The sequence below is a fragment of the Moorena sp. SIO2C4 genome (assembly GCF_010672485.1).
GTDB lineage: Bacteria > Cyanobacteriota > Cyanobacteriia > Cyanobacteriales > Coleofasciculaceae > Moorena > Moorena producens.
Genome location: NZ_JAAHGN010000671.1, coordinates 1 through 4,190, shown reverse-complemented (window position 1 = coordinate 4,190; position 4,190 = coordinate 1). Strand labels below are relative to the sequence as shown.

At 45.1% G+C, this 4,190-nt stretch carries 4 protein-coding genes and 1 pseudogene; 2 read left to right on the top strand and 3 right to left on the bottom strand.

Annotated features, from left to right (window positions below; translation table 11 throughout):
• Nucleotides 1-81 precede the first annotated feature (81 nt).
• From F6K20_RS26895 to tsaB, 3 genes are all read right to left on the bottom strand, one after another.
• Nucleotides 82-228, bottom strand: a complete 147-nt coding sequence (locus tag F6K20_RS26895) for an endo-1,4-beta-xylanase (RefSeq protein ID WP_008189043.1) — start codon at nucleotides 226-228, stop codon at nucleotides 82-84.
• Between the two features lie 51 nt (nucleotides 229-279).
• Complete coding sequence (gene dprA / locus F6K20_RS26890) at nucleotides 280-1,413, bottom strand: DNA-processing protein DprA (RefSeq protein WP_287267802.1); 1,134 nt, start codon at nucleotides 1,411-1,413, stop codon at nucleotides 280-282.
• 174 nt (nucleotides 1,414-1,587) lie between these two features.
• Nucleotides 1,588-2,379 carry a tRNA (adenosine(37)-N6)-threonylcarbamoyltransferase complex dimerization subunit type 1 TsaB gene (gene tsaB / locus F6K20_RS26885; protein WP_287267804.1) on the bottom strand — a complete coding sequence of 264 codons (792 nt, stop codon included), beginning with the start codon at nucleotides 2,377-2,379 and terminating at the stop codon, nucleotides 1,588-1,590.
• On the opposite strand from tsaB, the gene F6K20_RS26880 reads away from it, so the two are divergent.
• Both F6K20_RS26880 and F6K20_RS26875 read left to right on the top strand, forming a co-directional pair.
• Entirely contained in the window at nucleotides 2,378-3,655 is a 1,278-nt protein-coding gene (locus F6K20_RS26880; protein WP_287296681.1) for a valine--pyruvate transaminase, read from the top strand. The two genes, tsaB and F6K20_RS26880, sit on opposite strands and share 2 nt — an antisense overlap.
• A 111-nt stretch (nucleotides 3,656-3,766) precedes the next feature.
• Nucleotides 3,767-4,190, top strand: a pseudogene (locus F6K20_RS26875) (hypothetical protein); the annotation flags it as partial.

The following is a 4,190-nucleotide window of genomic DNA, read 5'->3' as shown; positions in this document are numbered from 1 at the left end:
TTCGTGAGCTGAACTGAAATCTTAGTCTTGACGGGATTTCGGCTTAGATATTGCCATTTGGACACGAAGGTTTAAGGCCGGTCAAAGATCATGGAATCCCCGTCTTTTTAAAGCGGGGAGTGTCAAGTCCATCTCGGTGACCTGAACCTGCAATCCCAACTCACCCAGACGCTTCATGTTTGCTGCTATGTCTTCTGGCTTGGGAGGATTTTGAATACTAACGTGCATCTGAAAGCCAAGGAACGTAAATTAGTGTTATTTGTATTAATCATTAAATAACTATTCAGTTATCAATCTTCGATATCGCATCCCTGGAGCCTGAGACACTAATCCCATTAGTTCCAACTGTAACAAGGCACTGGATACTGAGCCTGCTTCTAAAGCTGCTTGCTGGACAATGATATCGAATGAGGTTGGTTCAAATGCGATCGCATCCAACACTTTTGCCAATGCTGGCTCTAAGGTCGGTACAGGTAAAGCGGGTAAAGGTTGTTCTATAGCGGAGTGGGGGTCAAGTTCTGGAATAGCTCCTAGCATTTCCAACAAGTGACCTTCACTTAAAATTACATGGGCACCCCGATTTAACAGTCCCAAACAACCGATAGAATTGGGATTATCTAAGGAACCTGGTAGTGCATAGACATCCCGACAGAACTCATTGGCGAGCCTAGCAGTAATTAGCGCTCCGGACTTATTAGGCGCTTCCATCACTAAAACTGCACGGCTTAAACCAGCAATAATCCGATTGCGTTGGGGAAAGTTGGAACGTGCGGGTTTGGTACTGGCTGGATACTCGCTGATTACCAATCCCTGTTCTTGAATTTGTTTATAAAGATAACTATTGCTCAAGGGATATACCACATCAAGACCAGTTCCCAACACTGCTATGGTTCTACCACCCGCTTCCAGACACCCACGATGGGCTTGTGTATCAATTCCCACTGCCATACCGGACACCACTGTAAAACCATGCTTAGCAAGGGTAGCACTGATTTTACGAGTCCAACGTTTACCGTATTCGCTGGGATTGCGGGTACCCACAATCCCAACTATCGGCTTGCTACCGTAATTTTCTGCTAGATCAACTACTCCGCTATAGTATAGCCTTGGGGGAGGACTAGGAATTTCTAGTAACAAGCGGGGATACTCTCCATCCGCTGGTGTCCAGAAACAAGGATTTTTGACCAAGTGTTGCTCAAGTAGCTGTTCCGGTAAGTATTGCCCACGCATTTTCACTACTCTTTCGATCAGCCGCACCCCGAACCCCTCAACTGCTCCTAACTCTGAAGCTGACGCTTTCCAAGCCTCTGCCAGAGTTCCAAACTGTTGGTGTAGCCGTTGGAGCAATACTGATCCGATACCGGGAACTTCTGACCATGCTAGCCAGTACGCACGTTCTTCTTGCTTGGTCAATCGCTTCGCTCCAATTATAAATTATCAATTCAAAATCAAAAAATACCTCATCAATCCAATTATAAATTATCAAAAAAAATTCAAAAATACTCCATAAATTCAATTATAAATTATCAAAAAAATATAATTTTCTTAATTCTTAATTCTTAATTCTTAATTCTTAATTCTTAATTCTTAAACTGGATGCTGTCCATAAAACGGCAGTACTTCTGACCAGTTGGGGCGCTTTCCCTGTTGCCAATCGAGATAAGCAAGTTCCAAGACACCCCTAGCATAACTCCCTAAATTGGCCGGAGCCTCTAGCAATCGTAATGGTGTTTCTAAGGTATCCAAAACTTGTTTCCATTGATCTGAAGTCATGACAGCATCTGGTAAAATCTTCCTCAGCCCCAAACCAGCTATTGATGGCTGATAGATGGCGGTATACAGCTGACCCCGTTGGGCAGGCATTTGAATAGCAATCTGAGTGCTTAGTGATAAGTTTTGAGTGCTAATTGCTGATTGCTGATTGCTGATTGCTGATCCCGAGTTGTCTTGATACATAGCTCCCTCTTCCCCCTCTTTCCCCTCTTCCCCTAACCAGGCGATCGCTGCCAGTGTAGAAATGCCAAACAGGGGAATATCTAACTGTTGTGCTAGGGTACGAGCAGTAACTATACCGATACGGGTACTCGTAAAGCTACCTGGTCCAATAGCTACCGCAATGAATTCTAAGTTTTCCCAACTTTGGGAATTCAGAAATTCAGTCAAGTGCTGATGCAATTGGGCAGACAACTCTCGCCCTAAGTCCCAAGTTTGGCAGCGGGTATCCTTGGCAAAGTTACTGATCACCAGCCCCAGTTGAGGACTAGTGGTGTGAAGGGCAAGAGCATATTTGTTTGGTTCGAGAATCGGCATTTTGGTATGATTTTCGATTGGAGAAGCTTGATCAAGTATCCTCAAAGCCAAAAGGTGATCACTATCCATGGATCCTACCCTGACTCAAATTGGGACTCAGATGTCCAAACTGACTGGTGTCCGAGCGATTATGAAAGATATTATCGAAACCCTACGAGCTGGTCAGGGACAAGATTGGATTAATCTCAGTGCAGGGAATCCAGTGATTTTGCCAGAAGTCGAGCAACTTTGGCGCGATTGTACGGCACAACTGTTGGCTAGCTCAGACTACGGTGAGGTGATTTGCCGCTATGGGTCATCTCAAGGATACCAGCCTCTGATCGATGCGATCGCAAAGGATTTCAATCAACGCTACGGTCTTTCCCTAAGCGATCGCCATATCCTGATTACTCCCGGTTCTCAATCCATTTACTTCTACGCCGCTAACGTTTTTGGTGGCTACACCAGCAGCGGCCAACTCAAACAAGTTGTCTTGCCCCTTTCTCCAGAATACACTGGCTATGGAGGAGTAAGCTTGACTCCAGAAGCAGTATATGCATACAAACCTACTCTGGAAATTAATCACGAGCAACACCGCTTTAAGTATCGCCCTGATTTCAGCCAATTAAAGATTAGCCAAGAGACTGGCTGTGTAATTGTTTCCCGTCCCTGTAATCCCACTGGCAATGTTATCACCGATGAAGAAGTAATCAAAATTGCCGAAATAGCTACACCATTCAATGTGCCAGTGTTGATTGACGCAGCTTATGCTCCACCGTTTCCAGCACTGAACTTTACCGAAATGACACCAGTCTTTCGAGACAATATCATCCACTGTCTGAGTTTATCAAAAGCTGGACTACCAGGGGAACGGGTTGGTGTAGCCATTGGAAATCCCAAGCTAATTAGCATTTTGGAATCCTTCCAGACCAATCTTTGTATTCATTCGTCCCGCTATGGACAAGCTATTGCCGCAAAAGCGATCGCATCTGGAGCACTCCCCGAGATTGCCACTAATGTGATTCGCCCCCACTACCAGAAAAAGTTTGTGACCCTTGAACTTACATTAGACAAATCTATGCCCAAAGACTTGCCTTGGTTCTTGCATCGGGGTGAAGGAGCTATCTTTGCTTGGTTGTGGTTACAGGATTTGCCAATTACCGACTGGGAACTGTACCAAAATTTGAAGCAGGTGGGTGTGATTGTTGTGCCTGGGAGTACATTTTTCCCCGGCTTACGAGAAGACTGGTCTCACCAGCAACAGTGCATTCGCATCAGCCTTACCGCTACTGAAGAAGAAATTGAAATTGCCATGCAGCGTTTAGCAACATTGGTCGAGGAAGTCTATCGGATTGGGTCAGGTTAGTGTTTCCGTTGGAGATAGTGTTTCCGTTGGAGATGTTGTGATCATCTAACAGCGTTCCATAGTACTTGTTCGGTGAGTACTTATTAAGTAATATTCAAACTATATTAACAGATGGAACAGCAGCAGCTAGCACAAGTGTTGGAAACTGGCGATCTAGGGGAGTTGCTAGGCATTATTAACCAGCCTAACTTGCTCACCACCCTTGACTCTACACAGATGTGTAGGATTATCAAAGGACTTGGGCAAGTAGTGGAACAACAAACTGCTCAGTTAACTCAGGTCAATCAGCAATTACAACCGGAAATCACCAACCGTAAGCAGGTTCAGGAGAAATGGCTTCTGGGTGATCAGCAATTGGAATACCAATTTCAAAAACAGACAACAGAATTGTCCGAAGCTAATCATCAGCTGCGACAAGCAAAAGAGCAACTAGAGGCAGTTTTGGATGCTGTACCGGGAGCGGTGTCTTCGATTAGTGCTGATGGTCGATATCTTGGGGTGAACCGACATCTGGCTCAGAGCCTGCAATTAACTA